Source organism: Paenibacillus sp. 01T443, assembly GCF_056398325.1.
The window spans coordinates 22,214-37,594 of record NZ_JBFTPE010000030.1; the positions used below are offsets into that span (position 1 = coordinate 22,214).

The 15,381-nt window shown below is 41.7% G+C and carries 9 protein-coding genes and 3 pseudogenes; all 12 read left to right on the forward strand.

Going from position 1 to position 15,381, the window contains the following annotated elements; all coding sequences use genetic code 11:
* The first annotated feature begins 6 nt into the window (after nucleotides 1–6).
* Nucleotides 7–3,126 carry a trypsin-like serine peptidase gene (locus AC1DLI_RS30700; RefSeq protein ID WP_477608925.1) on the forward strand — a complete coding sequence of 1,040 codons (3,120 nt, stop codon included), beginning with the start codon at nucleotides 7–9 and terminating at the stop codon, nucleotides 3,124–3,126.
* A gap of 100 nt (nucleotides 3,127–3,226) precedes the next feature.
* A pseudogene (locus AC1DLI_RS30705) lies at nucleotides 3,227–3,636 on the forward strand (sigma factor-like helix-turn-helix DNA-binding protein); the annotation flags it as partial.
* A 550-nt stretch (nucleotides 3,637–4,186) separates the two neighbouring features.
* Nucleotides 4,187–4,729 (forward strand): RNA polymerase sporulation sigma factor SigK, encoded by a 543-nt coding sequence (sigK, locus tag AC1DLI_RS30710; protein WP_477608983.1) that lies wholly within the window; start codon nucleotides 4,187–4,189, stop codon nucleotides 4,727–4,729.
* Between the two features lie 978 nt (nucleotides 4,730–5,707).
* A complete protein-coding gene (locus AC1DLI_RS30715; protein WP_477608927.1) occupies nucleotides 5,708–5,944 on the forward strand; it encodes a hypothetical protein in 237 nt (78 codons plus the stop codon).
* A 234-nt stretch (nucleotides 5,945–6,178) separates the two neighbouring features.
* Nucleotides 6,179–6,307: a hypothetical protein gene (locus AC1DLI_RS30720; protein ID WP_477608929.1), complete on the forward strand. Its 129-nt coding sequence runs from the start codon at nucleotides 6,179–6,181 to the stop codon at nucleotides 6,305–6,307.
* Nucleotides 6,308–6,357: 50 nt separating this feature from the next.
* On the forward strand, nucleotides 6,358–9,930 hold the full coding sequence (locus tag AC1DLI_RS30725; protein WP_477608931.1) for a galactose-binding domain-containing protein: 3,573 nt from the start codon (nucleotides 6,358–6,360) through the stop codon (nucleotides 9,928–9,930).
* A 116-nt stretch (nucleotides 9,931–10,046) separates the two neighbouring features.
* Nucleotides 10,047–10,498, forward strand: a pseudogene (locus tag AC1DLI_RS30730) (IS110 family transposase); the annotation flags it as partial.
* Between the two features lie 130 nt (nucleotides 10,499–10,628).
* A pseudogene (locus AC1DLI_RS30735) lies at nucleotides 10,629–10,697 on the forward strand (DUF6254 family protein); the annotation flags it as partial.
* 516 nt (nucleotides 10,698–11,213) lie between these two features.
* Nucleotides 11,214–11,546 carry a sensor histidine kinase gene (locus AC1DLI_RS30740; RefSeq protein ID WP_477608933.1) on the forward strand — a complete coding sequence of 111 codons (333 nt, stop codon included), beginning with the start codon at nucleotides 11,214–11,216 and terminating at the stop codon, nucleotides 11,544–11,546.
* 255 nt (nucleotides 11,547–11,801) lie between these two features.
* Entirely contained in the window at nucleotides 11,802–13,454 is a 1,653-nt protein-coding gene (locus AC1DLI_RS30745; RefSeq protein ID WP_477608935.1) for an extracellular solute-binding protein, read from the forward strand.
* A gap of 74 nt (nucleotides 13,455–13,528) precedes the next feature.
* Entirely contained in the window at nucleotides 13,529–14,419 is an 891-nt protein-coding gene (locus tag AC1DLI_RS30750) for an ABC transporter permease (protein ID WP_477608937.1), read from the forward strand.
* An 18-nt stretch (nucleotides 14,420–14,437) separates the two neighbouring features.
* A complete protein-coding gene (locus AC1DLI_RS30755) occupies nucleotides 14,438–15,331 on the forward strand; it encodes a carbohydrate ABC transporter permease (RefSeq protein ID WP_477608939.1) in 894 nt (297 codons plus the stop codon).
* The last annotated feature ends 50 nt before the right edge of the window (nucleotides 15,332–15,381 follow it).

Genomic DNA, 15,381 nt, shown 5'->3' on the forward strand with positions numbered 1-15,381 from the left:
ATTGTAATGAACGAGAAAAAAAAGAAGCAAGTTACTGCACGTTTACAATGTGGTAAGGAATTTGGTACTGCTTTTCTTATTAGTCCCACACGTGCGTTAACAGCCTATCATGCTATTATGGACCATGTAGAAGAAAAATCCCCTATTTTTCTTGACTTTCCTTTCTTAAAGGATGGAAAGAGAGAGGCGATATTAATAAATGCACGGGAAACTCTTGAAGAGGATGTTGATATTGCTATTCTTGAATTTGAAAATCCGGTGGAAGAAGTCGATCCCCTAATTTTAATAAGTAGGGATCTAAATAAGGATTATCCTTGGGAGGCTTTTGGGTTTCCTATTACAAAAACTAAAACGGGTGATTTTTTCGTAGGGGATTTTTCTCATAATGTCATTCAACATATCTCTCAGTACGATCTTGATTTAAAATGCAGTACTCCAGACATTACAGACCAAAAGTACATTGTCAAGGGGGCCTCAGGGTCAGCGGTAATTGTTAAGGATGAAGTTGTTGCTTTGCTTTCTTATAAAATGGCTGGCGGAACAATTGGGGCGGTGAGCATTCGTTCGGCTAGAAATCTGTTAACTAAAAACGGGGTTCCGTTTATAGATAAATCTTCACCGGAATTAGGTTTTCCTAGTACTGAACTAGCTAATATGTTTCATAATTATTCGTTAAAAATAGAACATTTTCTTGATAATGTGGATTTACCTTTTTCAACTACCTTAGACAAGGATTTAATTATTAAATCTGGTGTCAACCATTTTTTTGAACAGCCTTCATGGAAGTTAAATATAAAGCGTCATATCAGAGTGATGTCCAGAGAGTTTGCAACTCAAAAAAGAGATAGAGAAATAGTTGAAAAGTTGCAAGGAATATTGGAGTTACAACTTCCTTATGATGAACTTCGTACCAGTATGCTTAAATCTGTAAATACTATCTTGGCCGAATTACCTGATGACAGAAGCACCAATGACTTAAGGCCTTTGCTATATGAGTTACATGCTCTCTTGAACAAGAGTTTCTGCAAGTTACTATTGATATCTGGGGAGTCAGGAACAGGTAAAACCCATTTTTTAAGTACTATACTTTCATTGCATAAAATTGAAAAACATTTAGAGGAATTTTCGATACGAATCCCATTATCTATTGCAGAAATGAAAGAAAAGGATTTTAAAGATGTGGTAATAGATAGTGTAAATAGATACTTTAATTCAGAATTTTCAAATATTAATGTACTAGATGAATTCATTATTGCTCAGGAATTAAATATCAGTATTGTCTTTGTTATTGATGGACTTCAGTCATTGTTATACTCGAGTTCAAAATATTATAAGGATCTAAAAAAGATTGTTGTCGAGTACACAAGATTTGACTGGATTAGCTGGTGTGTTTCGATTAATGAGAATGATCAATATCTTTTATTGGACAACAGTGATTTTATGCGTGACTATTGCTTTTCCAAAAGTAATGAAGTCGATGCTCTTAACTTATTCGTAAGTATGACAGAAATTAATACTAGTAATAAGGTGTGCCAAAGAATCTTACTGTTACACAACATTGATGTAAGTGTAATTGAACAATTCCCAAGTAATCAAAGTAACATAGCTATGCTTTTAGATAACCCATTGCTCTGTCATGTTTATGCTAATACCGTAAAAGACATTAAAGATGAGTTGCCCAATTTATGTTATTTCGATTTTATTAAAAGATACTCGGATATAAAAAAAAGGCAAATGATTATGTGTTCCGAGAGAGATTTACCTGAAGAAGAAATTGATGCAAATAATAGTGAAGAAATCAAACATGTCGTTAATAAGTTGATGGTGATTAAGAAACTCACAATTAGAGAATCCGAATCAAATGATATTTTTAGTGGGATAGGGCATTGTTATTTTGAGCTGCGTTTTGTTCAGTTATTGAGTAAAGAAATAGTTGAAATTCCTGATTTTTTTGAGAGTACAAAGGTGATAAATGTAAAATTTTCTTTTAAATTGTATTGGGCATATAGAATACTCCTGCAATATTATAGGGACTTTAAGGATTGGGCAAATTTCTATTTATGGAGAAATAAGTTTAGTGAACTAAAGAGCGAATTGCTAATGTATGAGATTTTGTTTCTTGATACCTCTTTTGATGAGCATAAGAATATTTTGTTGAATGAGATAAAGAATGTTCTTAGTAACAATGACGAAAAAGAACTATTATTCAACGTATCATTAAAGACAAGTTTTGATTGTCAGAAATTGCTGTTTGCAGAGCTGTTTCAAAAAGAAAAAATGGATTTAAATAAGCAAGAAACCTTCGGGTTAATGTATTTTATGATGCATTCTAAAGCTATTCATACTTTCGAAAGAAGTATTATTTTAAGCAAATACATTGATCTCATAGCGGAATATGGTCTAGATATCTATTATGAGAGTTGTCTGAAAAGAATTCTAAGCCATGTAAAAAATCTGACAAAGTTGAAAAGGAGTCTAAAAGAATTTGTCAATCAGACTGCTGGAAGTCTTAATAAGATCACTGGGAGAGTATTCGCGGAAAATTTTATTCGTATCGTTATAAATGAAGAAGAGTATCGCAAATTAGATCTAGAGGAGATTATTAACAACCATTTGATTAATTTTCTATCTCAAAATTCACAGGAAATAGAAAATAGTAAATTGAACAAGAACGATGTTGTTGATTATTTTCTACGTTCCCTATTTAGATTATTAATTGAAAAAGAAAATGAAAATAAGTTCCAATTACATGAAATTATGYTAGAGAACAACTATTATTATTTAGACGGTGATAATCAAAAATTTAAAACCATTGCGCATATACTAAGAGGTAGTGTTGCTATTGCATATGGTAATGTCTACAAATATTTGGATCACTCAAGAAAAAAGAATTTTAAGGAACAATATATATCATATACTTCATCTTTAATAAATACAGGTATTAGAAATAAGTTATTAACGTTCCATTTTATTTCAAATACTTTAATTGATCAAGATGCTGAAAATGAACTTGTTGATTCAGATTTTATTCCGTTATTAGTAGATATATATGAAGATGAAAAACTTAAGAAGTTTACTAGTGATCGAAAGAATTTCTTTGAAAGGAACATAAATAGGCATTATTAGTGATAATAAAATGATAACCTCCTTATTAGATTCTAAGGAGTTTCGAATTACTCTATCAGGTTATTCTTGGTGAACTCCTCCAAAAAGAAAGGGACTTTGGGAAATACTTATGCACTTACTCGTTGAAGAAGACGCGTATAGACGTCTTTATTCATGACCCTATTGGTACGGATAAGGTAGGCAATGAAATTACGCTGATAGACATCCTCGGTACAGAAGCCGATGATGTGGCGGACTGGGTGCAACACAAGATTGAGAAAAGTATGATCTACTGCAATCTCAATGTTCTCGATGAGCGGGAGAAGGAAGTGATCCGCGGCCGGTTCGGCCATGATCATGGCGGAGATGAGCGGACGCAGCGGGAGATTGCGAAGGAGCTGGGTATTAGCCGAAGTTATGTATGTATCGCAGATTGAGAAGAGAGCGCTGATGAATCTTTATCATGAGTTTTATAAGTCGGACTTGTATATGAACGCAGGAGCCGGCAAAGCCGGCTCTCTTTTTTTGTGAATGGATGAATTGACGCTAGGATAGGTCAGATAACTATTAGCGAACAAGAGTATTGTGATTTTGGTACGTCTGTTTGAATGTTTTTAAGGATGCTACTCAGCTTTAACTAATCAGATTATATGATTGGAACGGGATGGTGAAAAGGAATGAATGGAATGCAAGACCTTAGTAAGTTCATTAGATTAACCGGGAATAGAGCTAAATTGGACGCTAAAGCAAATGGTACCTACATTGTATGTAAAAACACTTGAAGGTGAGTTTGTAAAAGAGTATAGTAATGGTMAAATTGAAACTGTATTCAAACAAGGCTCAAAACATGAATGATCCGATCGCAACTATGTTTGTGTTCGCCGGTAATAACGGAAGTGGAAAAAGTACATTCCGTAATCTCATTATTGATCGACTTGGTGTAAGTGTAAATATTGACCCGGACGACTCTTGGCTCAGATTATGAAAAATTACTGCCAGAGTGGGTTAAAGTTATAGATCTCCACTTGAAAAAAAGAATTATTTAAGATTAACCGATTACTGTTTTTGACGGCAATCGGTTATTTTTATTGCTATTACATCGGGTTGTGTCCATAACGTCAAAAAATTTGACAATACAGGGGAAGATCTCGAGGATCTGATCTCAATCGGGACGATTGGATTGATCAAGGCGATCGAGAGCTTCCAAACTGGAAAAGGAACGAAGCTCGCGACGTTCGCGGCCCGTTGTATCGAGAATGAAATACTTATGCACCTGCGGTCTTTGAAGAAGACGCGGAAGGACGTTTCTTTGCATGATCCGATTGGCACGGATAAGGAAGGTAATGAAATTACATTGATCGATATCCTCGGTACTGAGGCTGATGATATCGTGGATAAGGTGCAACTGAAGATTGAGAAATCGAAGATCTATAAGAATCTAGATATACTCGATGACCGGGAGAAGGAAGTGGTTATTGGCCGCTTTGGGCTGGAGCATGGCGGGGATGAGCGGACGCAGCGGGAGATTGCTAAGGAATTAGGGATCTCGCGGAGTTATGTGTCGCGGATAGAGAAGCGGGCACTCATGAAGCTGTATCATGAGTTTTATAAGGCGAAGCGATGACATGTTATTTTTAATATTGTCCTTATAAGTTCTAAAGTAGACTTAATGGCCACGTTTTTGCAGCGTGGCTTTTTTATGTGATTTTTTTCAAATATGTTGGTTGAAAGAAATAGCTAATCATAACAAAGGATGGATTTGTTTAATAGGTTTTATTATTGTTATAGCAATCTAGCATGCTCATTTCGTTGCGTTTTAGGAGGGGAACTCACATTAATTCCTTAAACATGGGTAAAAGATGACATGAAATAATTTCCTCATTACTGGCAGCTATGAGGTCACAGGTTCCCCTAGGCTACACCAACCAAACGACTCAAGCCCTTGCGTAGCAAGTTTTTTTTTGTTTGCTGTATTTAGATTTCAATAACTTATGATCCCACAATGATAATCTTGGGGACGGAAATGGGGACGAAATCTTTGTTGTTTCTGCGCTCTTATCTCAGACTCGGACCGTTGTTGAGAAATGCATGGATAGAAAGTATATTATTCGCGTTTAAATGATGGGAGCAGACATTTAGGATTGTAACTGAAAGTTAGATTATTCTTTCACGGTGAATGTAAATGATAATAGTTCTCACTTCTTCGGATGATCAACATCCATTACACAGATAACGGTCGGTTTCAGATTGAAAGCCGCATTGGCATGGTACGACGATGACGATGAAAATTCCGTTGACAGGAAAGGTACGCCGAGTAGGAGTTCAGTCGGAGGAGCTATGAAAATGGTCGGCGACACACAAACATAAGAAACGGAGGATCAAATTCTACCTGTTATCGACGGTTTTCGCACCTGTTTAGGGCAAGACGCATAGTACAATCACTTTGAAAGGTAAATCTTAGATCTAGTCCCGGCCCGGGAAACTCGATCGGACGTACAGCTTATTTGAAAGCTCCTGGAAAGAACAGCGCGCCTATCTCGACCAAGCGCTGGCCGCGCTTAGCGATGAGCTGGCCGCTTAAGCGCATGAAGCGTTCGAACGCATGCAGCCTGGTGTAACCGTCTATCCGGATAGGATGACTGCCCAACTGGAAGTGAATGAATGCTATGATCTGGGGATGTTTCGACTCAGCTTTGCCGGCGATGGCTCTATCAACTGCTTGCTCGATGCGAACGGTAAAAAGTGGGCGGACGACGAGAACAGGCTCGGGATGTACCGGTACGAAACGATCGCGAAAGAAAATTACGATCGTTATTTCACTCGTATGGGGGGATGCTGACTTTAGTAGAAAGTATATTCAACAGCCAATTTCAAGGAGGCGCATAAATTCTCGCAAGCGTATGAAGGCAATTTCAACTCCGCCTAACCGGGAATGGAGTACGCGGAGCCGAAGCCCGAGCATAAACAGTATAGCGCGACAGTTAGATCGCTTCGTCTGGAACGAAAAGCGGATCGACCTGCATACGCAGAATAAACAAGCCTGCCGCTTGCCGGAAGCGGGAAGTTCTCGTTCGTGCCGCTGGATGGCGGGTTTCATTTTAACCTGCATAATAACGTTTGGGGCACCAATTTCATGATGTGGTTTGAAGACGATATGAAATACCGGTTCCGCTTGACGCTGCAGCCGAACCAGACGCGCTGAGACAGATTTTTCCCAAAAAAATATCGTAGGTAAAAGAAGGGAGAATTAACATGAAAAGAAAAGGAAAAAAATTATTAAGTTTGGTCCTGGTACTATTGATGATTACAATTGTTACAATTATTTCTTCACCGAAATCTGTTTCCGCGGAGGATCAAAACCAACTTATTTTATATCCTGATCCGCCGGCAGGTACTGCAAGTTATTCAGCTTTTACAGCAGAGGTTAGCAGTCCAGGGGGATCCTATTCCAATCTATTCCCATATTTAGCAAGAATGTTTAATGGTGATTCGGGTGATCCGGGTAAAAGCGATGTTCCTACAGGTTTTGTAATGTTTGACTCTGCAGGTACAGTGGAAATGAAGATTACGTATCATGGCGGTCCATTAACATCAGCAAAGGTTTGGCCTCAGGCATACGGAATAACGCCAACAATTGACGGTCAGGAGATTACATTTTCATTGACCGGAGCTAAAAACATAGTACTTGAGGTAAATGGTGATATCTATAGTGCGCTGCATATATTTGCAAATCCTATGGATACAAACGTTCCGTCACCGACTGATCCCAATGTCATGTACTTTGGCCCTGGACTTCATGATTATTCAAACGATTCCAGAATAAAGAGGCAGTCTATACACGCTCACACAAATTCCAACTACATGACAACTATGGATTTTATAGATGTACCGAGTGGAAAAACAGTCTATATAGCGCCAGGTGCTGTAGTAAAGGCGCAGATTAGAACCAATCCGTATTTGAATGAGGCTGGCTGGGATACTAAACCGATGAAAGAAAATATTACAATTAGAGGACGAGGAATACTTGATTTGTCTCAGTGGTGCGGTGATTTTTCGGATGCTGCTAGAGCTAAGCAACCCGAAATGCCAGGCATTGTCGCATTCTATTCGAAAAATGTAAAAATTGAGGGAGTAGTTGTAGTCAATCCTGAAAGGCAGTCCGTCAATGTAATCGGCAGTTCGAATGTAATAATAGACAATATTAAAGGATTCACGAGTATGCATGAAGGTGACGGCATTGTGCTTGTAATGGACAATAATGATGTGACAGTGAAGAATAGCTTTGTTAGAACTTCTGACGATGCTCTTGTGACCGGCTCTAGAAGTAGTAACATCTTATGGGAGAATAACGTGGTTGCTAGCATGAGAGTGCATAGTTTTATGGTTAACGCTGGTGGTCTTACAAACTATGTAGCTAGAAATAACTACGTTATTAACTCTAATGCATATCCTGGCATAAGAGGTACTATTGGAATTTATGCCGGTGCAGGCTTAGTAGATAATGTGACCTTCGAGAATATTGAAATAGAACGTACAAGATACGGGAGTATGCTGGAAATATATCCATATTCAATCTGGAATCATATAACTGGAAGTATCAGTAATATTACGTTCAAGAATGTCAATTATGCTTCCAATCCATATGATTTAGGGTCGCAGATAGGAGGGATAAGTGAGACCGAGTATGTCAACGGTGTACATTTTGATAATGTAAAAGTTGACGGGAAGCTTGTTACAGATAGCAAAAGCGGAAACTTGTCCATAGGTAGTTATGTTAAAAACGTCACATATAATGGGGTTGCAGACTCAGGAATCCTTACGCTCCCGACCAGCATTGTCCCTGCACACTCCGATACTAATATTGCTTTAGGTAAAACAGCCACATCAACCCCAAATATTTCAGGGCAAACCCCCTCCATGGCGGTTGACGGTACGACAGCCAACGGTTCCAAGTGGAGTGCAAAAGGAGAAAAAAACGAGCTAATCGTAGATCTTGGCGCGCCAAAGTGGATTACAAGATATCATATCATTCATGCCGGAGGTATTGAAAACTGGGGCACACAGAGCTTGAATACAAGGGATTTCCAGATTCAGGTAAGTAATAACGGCAGCACCTGGACTACTGTTGACACAGTAACCGGCAATACGGCCAATGAAACGGACATAAATGTTAACGCCAGTGGAAGGTACGTAAAGCTCTATATTACAAATCCTCAAACTGAAACTACCAATAGGGCGGCAAGAATCTATGAACTTCAGATTTACGGCAGCGGGTATTATAAACTCTATAATCGCAAGCTTACAGGTAAAAGCCTTTTTGACAATTCCGGAACAGTAAGTTATGGAGATGGAACGGGATATGAATATCAATGGGCTCTGGAAAATGATAATGGATATATACGTTTCAGGAACCGGTTAACTGGCAACTATATGAATATTGAAGCTAATAACGGTCGAATTCAGACTGGACCGATGAATGGATGGAGTGCGAATTGGATGCCAATCGGCTCTGAAAATGGATATTTCCAGCTCAGAAACCGCAAGCATGCCTTGCAGCATATACACACACAGAACAATTATGTACAATCTGGTATGATAGGTGGAGGTGATTGGACGAGCGACCAGTGGGAATTTGTGGAACAAAATAATTATGAGGCCGAGGATGCCTCACTCTCGGGCGGTGCAGTGGTAGTTAACGACCATCTGAATTATTCCGGGACCGGTTTTGCGGCCGGATACGGGAAAACCGGTGCAACGACTACCTTTAAAGTAAATGCTGCGTCAGGGGGTAGTTATAATCTGGATCTCAGGTATGCCAATGCTACGGGCAGTACGAAGACAATCAGCCTGTTTGTGAACGGCAAAAAGTTAAAGCGGATTAGCCTGCCGAGCTTGGCAAATTGGGATACGTGGAGCGACAAGGTTGAGAAGGTAAACCTGAAGGCAGGGGACAATACCATAGCATACAAGTATGAACCGGGGGACAGCGGAAATGTTAGTCTCGATTATATTACAATAACGGCATATAACAAGTATGAGGCCGAGATTGCGTCACGATCAGGCGGTTCAAAGGTAAATACCAACCATCTGAATTATTCCGGGACCGGTTTTGTAGACGGATACGAGAAAATCGGTGCAACGACTACCTTTACAGTAAATAATTCATCAGCGTTAACGCATAGTTATAATCTGGATCTCAGGTATGCCAATGCTACGGGCGCAACAAAGACAATCAGCCTGTATGTGAACGGCATCAAGTTAAGACAGATTAGCCTGCCGAGCTTGGCAAATTGGGATAAATGGGGCGACAAGGTTGAGACTGTAACGCTAAAATCCGGACTTAATACGATATCTTATAAATACGATGATGGAGATAGCGGAAACGTAAACCTTGACTACATTATACTGCGCACAAATGTTGAAAATTCTCTTGCGCTGGGAAAGTCAGCCAGCATGCTTAACGGGACTGTTATCACCGGACATGAGGCAAAAGCTATGGTAGACGGAGATACCTCGACATATGCCCAGTCCAATGCGAACGACCTGTGGAGTCCGGTAGTTGATTTGGGTGCAAATTATAATGTTGATATGGTTGTAGCCAATACAGATACTTGGAATTATTCTACTGCTTATACAGTACAGGTTTCAACGGATAACCTCAATTGGACGACAGTTGCAACCGAAACAGGAGTACCTGCCGGAGGGAGAACTTCCACATTCACTGCGATTGCTGCAAGATATGTAAAACTGAACGTGACTGCCGTTTCCGGCGGTGGATCTACTTGGGGCCATGCAATACGTGAATTACAGATTTGGGGCAATTAATAATAAATGTAATTATCCGACAAGTAGGCAGGATTGGGTTTCTGCCTACTTGTTTTTATTGTCTAATAGATGATTATCCTAATGTAAGAATGGGAGGAATTATCGCCTACGTTTATTTTGAGTTATTCGTTAATTGGTTCCAAAAGATTGCTGCGGAACAAGGGTTTCAGGACGTCATCGTCGGTATGGAGCCGACCAGCCACTACTGGTTAAACCTTGCTCATTATCTAAGTGAGAATCAAGTTAACTATGGTGTGGTGAATCCACTACACGTGAAGAAAAGTAAAGAACTCGATGACAATTCGCCAACGAAGAATGACATCAAGGACGCGAAAGTCATTGCACAGCTGGTCAAAGACGGGAGATACGCCATACCAAGCCTTCTCAGGGCGTTTATGCTGAACTAAGGGAAGCGATGAAAATTCGCGAACACCTGACAACTGACCTTTGTGTTGTACAAGTACGTGTCCATAACTGGCTGGATCGGTATTTTCCAGAGTTTCTGACGGTATTTAAGGATTGGGAATGCAAGTCTGCCATCCAAATGCTAAGCCTTTATCACACCCCAACCGGTATCATCTGCGCTACTTTCTGAGATCGAGCTGATCCTAGATAATGAAATTCTGCGCATGAGTGAGTATATGTGAGATAGACCCTTAAAACCGAGGGACGGGACACGTTAGCTTAATCAACAGCGGAAGTCACGAAAGCAAGAACAGCATACCCATGGTAAAATCAAACCGCTCAAGGAATTGTCCAGCGAATAGGATGAGGAGTATACTGCTTGGAAGAGAAGGACTGTCGGCGAAATTTACCGACAGTCTTTTTTATTATAATAATCTTCCGTTACCGGAAGGGCGATAATGTTCTTTCATGGTGTGAGGCGTTCAAAGAACGGAAGCGTGAGCTGCGCATCTAAAAGATTAAAGCCAAACATCGTGGTTTTCTCGGAACAACGACAACAATGACCATCTTCAAGGCACCTTTTTGACGGCAACCACGGATCCGTGGAAAAGAATTCGCCTGATACAATGCCTTATTTGCAAAGGACTCCGATGAGGAACTGGCTGAAGCCACTCGCCTCATTAATTATCAGCCTCGTATGTCTTGCTCTAAGCATTGCGCTCGCGTTATTGGTATGGCGGACCGTATACCGGCCGATCCGAAGCATTTTAAGAGAGATTCGTTCCCTGAGAGGCAGCAAATTCGATTCCAGGCTCAATAAGACGAACGTGCGTAAATTCGACAGCGTGCTATTCTAGTTCGATCTCAAGAGAACTCGAATGGGGGAATTGTTTGCGGAAATCGAACGGAATGAGGGCATTCGTTACGATGTGGATGAGACACTGCTGGACCAGACGATTCCGCGTTTCATCCTTCAGCCGATCGTCGAAAACGCTTTGTATGATGGGCTTGGAGATGAAGAAGGGGTGATCGAAGTGCGCATCGCAGCTAATGACGGTCATTTGAACGTTGAGGTGAAAGATAACGGGGCCGGCATGACGGAGGAAGAAGTTTCTCGCTTACCATTCATACGAAAACGAAAGAAAAAAATCAGGTCTCGGCATCGGACTAAGTTACGTATTGCGGATGATCAACATCCACTACGCAGATAACGGCCGATTTCAGGTAGAAAGCTGCATTTGGCATGGTACAACGATGACGATGAATATTCCGTTGACGAAGCGGAGAGGTACGCTAGAGTAGGAATTCAGTCGGAGGAGGTATGAAAATGGTCGGCGAACACACAAACATAAGAAACGGAGGATCAAATTCTACCTGCTATCGACTGTTTTCGCTCCTGTCTAGGACAAGAAGCATAGTACAATCGCTTTGTAAGGTAAATATACGGTCTTAGGGGGAAGTACACAATGAAGCTCAAGACAACCGCAGCAGTGCTCATGTCACTTACGCTCCTGATGACGGCTTGTACTACGGGTAACAAAGAAGTGGCGCCAAGCACCGATCCGAGCCAAACGAATGAAACGCAAGGAGCCGCCACAGATGATCCTTTGGGTAAGTTTAGTCAACCGATTACGCTAAGCATCGGGAAGGGCATCAGTACGAAAGACACGAATCTGCCAAATGGGGACACGGTCGAGAACAACGAGTACTTTCGGTTCGTCGAGAAAAAACTGAATGTCAAAGTAAAGTTTGCTTGGCAAACGGAAACGGATGAAGCTTACCAGCAAAAACTGTCTGTTGCCATCGCGAGCAGAGATATTCCGGATGCGTTCATCGTGAATGAAAAGCAACTGAATCAATTGGCGGAAGCCGATCTGATTGCCGATCTGACAGACGTTTATCAGAAGCTGGGAGCCCCGCAGCTTAAAAAAACTTACGATTCCTTTGGGGATCGTGTCTTGAAAAGGGCCACTATAAACGGCAAACTGATGGGTCTTCCGAGTACGAACATGGGGGGACAGCATAGCTTGACCTGGATCAGGCAGGATTGGCTCGAGAAACTCGGGATGGAAGTGCCGAAGACGCTCGATGATCTGATTGCTGTGGCGAAAGCGTTTATCGAAGAAGATCCGGATGGCAACGGTCAGAAGGATACGGTCGGCTTAACGTCAATACCGGACTTGTCCGCGTATGAAGGGAAGAATAACTTTAGTCCGATATTCGGATCGCTTCATGCTTATAAAGGCCAGTGGTTGAGAGACAAGTCGGGCAACGTCTCCTACAGCTCCATCTTGCCGGAAATGAAAACGGCGTTAGCCAAGCTTCACGACTTGTATGCGGCAGGTATCATCGACAAGCAATTTGCCATCCGCAAAGATATTAACGAGCTTGGTGCGGCAGGGAAATTAGGCATCGTACTCGAACCATGGTGGAGTCCGTATGGCAGTCCGATACCCGATTCCGTCAAGAACGATCCGAAAGCGGAGTGGAAGGCCTATTCCGTTCCTGTCGATGAAGACGGAAAATTCAATACGTTTGATAAGGATCCGGCCGGTGCGTACCTGGTTGTCAGAAAGGGGTACGAACATCCCGAAGCAGTTATGAAAGTGCTGAATGTCCAGTTCAATAGTGCTTACGATCCGGAATCGAAAGACATTTATAAGGGGCTAAACGTCGGCTGGTGGATATGGCCGTTTGCCCTCCTAATCGGTGATGAACCTGCCGTATACAATACCTATCTCAATCTGAAGAGCGCATGGGATGCGAAAGATCCGTCCAAACTTAACTCGCAAGAAAAAATTTGGTATGAATCCTTTGTGAAAAATGATGAGAATCCGAAAAAGGATTTAGTTGCATGGGCTGAAACGCTGGCGAGATTGGAGGGGTCGAAGGAAGTCAATCCAGCCAATTACGTTATCGCGCGCAACGTCTTTTTCGGACAGACGAAAACGATGGATCAGAAATGGGCTGTTTTACAGAAATTGGAAAATGAAACATTTTTGAAAATCGTAATGGGTGAAGAGCCCGTCGACAAGTTCGATTCGTTCGTTGCGGAATGGAAGCGGCTTGGCGGCGATCAAATCACCAAAGAAGTGGAAGAGGAAGTCAAAAAAAAATAAAAGGATAGGAAGGAAGCGGAGGGCGCTGAGTCGTCGACTTAGCGCCTTCCATGCTTCTGGGAAGGTGAGCGAGAATGAGGGACAAAAAAACGTTATTTCACTATCATCTTATGATGTTTCCCGGCGTCTTGCTGTTATTCGTGTTCAGCATCATTCCGATGTTAGGAATCATCATGGCGTTTCAGCGGTTTGTGCCGGGCAAGCAGATTTGGAAACAGGAATGGAACGGCCTTGACAACTTTACCTTCATGCTGCAAATTCCAGATAGTAAGCAAGTGCTGTTGAATACAATCATCATCGCTTCGATGAAAATCATTGCAGGCATTATTGTACCGGTCACGTTCGCGCTTCTTTTAAATGAAGTCCGATTGCAAAAGTTCAAACGCATGGTACAAACGATCGTTTATTTGCCGCATTTCATGTCGTGGGTCATTTTGGCGGGCATCATGATTAATATTTTGTCGCTGGAAGGTATTCTAAATCAATTACTTTCTCTTTTTGGTGTTGATCCGATCATGTTTTTGGCCAGCAATACATGGTTTCGACATATCATCGTATGGAGCGACGTATGGAAGGAATTCGGATTCGGCGCCATCGTGTACTTGGCTGCTTTGACTGGCATCAATCCTGCATTATACGAGGCGGCGGAAATAGATGGTGCGAGTCGCTTTCATAAGCTGAAGTACATTACGCTTCCCGGCATTATGCCGACGATTGTGCTCTTGACCACCCTGAGTCTCGGCAACGTGCTTAACGCGGGATTCGATCAAATATTCAACCTGTATAATCCGCTCGTCTACTCTTCCGGGGATATTATCGACACTTACGTATACCGGATTGGCATAGTGCAAATGCAGTACGGATTGGCCACGGCCGTCGGTTTGTTGAAATCGGTCGTAGCGATTGTTCTAATTGCGATTTCGTATCGATTGGCTTATAGATTCGCAAACTATAGGATTTTTTAAGTAAGAAAGGAGGACATCATGGTTAGATCGCAATCGTTATCCAATCGTACCGTTGATTTACTTATTTTACTGGCGTTAGTCCTTACGGCGCTGATTTCGCTTTACCCACTCTGGTACACAATCGCTCTCTCCGTCAGTGACCAAGCAGCCGCGAACGCCGGAAAGGTGACTGTATGGCCGGTCGGGTTCAACCTGACGTCGTATCAAATTATTCTTGAAGATGATAAGTTTTTCAGGGCGTTTGGCGTCTCTGTCAAACGAGTGGTTTTGGGAGGGGCGCTTAATTTCATCCTGACTGTTATTATGGCGTATCCTTTGTCCCTGGAAAACAAGCAGTTCCGCGGAAGAAATCTGTACATGTGGTATCTCGTCTTTTGTATGCTGTTTTCCGGAGGAATGATTCCCCTATACATGACCATAACGACACTCGGCATGCAAAATACGATTTGGTCATTGGTCATTCCAGGGGCGGTTCCCATTTTCAATGTCATTCTGATTATGAATTTTTTTCGAAGTTTACCGAAGGAATTGAACGAAGCGGCGGTCGTCGATGGAGCGGGACCGTGGTATACGCTGATGCGCATCTATATTCCGCTTTCATTACCAGCGATGGCAACGGTGACGCTGTTCAGTATTGTCGGGCATTGGAATTCGTTCTTCGACGGACTGATTTACATGAGCAAGCCAGAAAACTATCCGCTTCAGACGTATATCCAGCAGCTGGTCGTCTCTATATCGCCGGAAGCGATGAGTAACTTAACCTCAGATCAGCTGATCCAACTGATGAAAGCATCGGACAAAACTTTAAACGCGGCAAAGCTGATGGTCGCCATGATCCCGATTTTGTTAATTTATCCGTTCTTGCAGCGCTATTTCGTTCATGGCATCGTACTGGGTTCGGTTAAAGAATAGCGGAATCATAGGATCGTTAATGAAAGAATTAAGGGAAGAATTAAGAGGAA